Origin of the sequence: Pseudomonas persica (genome assembly GCF_900291015.1) — a bacterium.
In the GTDB taxonomy this organism is placed as follows: Bacteria; Pseudomonadota; Gammaproteobacteria; order Pseudomonadales; family Pseudomonadaceae; genus Aquipseudomonas.
Genome location: NZ_OLKL01000002.1, coordinates 1 through 279, shown reverse-complemented (window position 1 = coordinate 279; position 279 = coordinate 1). Strand labels below are relative to the sequence as shown.

Here is a 279-nt window from a genome sequence, read left to right as displayed (position 1 = left end):
CCATGAGGATCCCCAGGCTTTCGCGAAGCAACTGCCACGTCCGCGGCAGAACCCAAAGGCCGATCGCCACAGCGACAATCGTGTCGACCCAGGTCCAGCCGGTGAAGCGGATGATAAGTGCCGCGATGATTACGCCAAGCGAGCCGAGCATGTCGCTCCAAACTTCGAGGTAGGCTCCTTTGACGTTGAGGCTTTCGTTGCTCGCAGATGCCAGAAGGCGCATCGAAATTAGGTTGATGATCAGGCCGGCGATTGCGATCCACATCATCGCTCCGGTAG

At 58.4% G+C, this 279-nt stretch carries 1 protein-coding gene; it reads right to left on the bottom strand.

Features of this window, described 5'->3' with window-relative positions:
• Positions 1 to 279, bottom strand: a 279-nt coding sequence (locus tag FQ664_RS00010) for a cation diffusion facilitator family transporter (RefSeq protein ID WP_144169884.1), incomplete at both ends; no start/stop codon positions are given.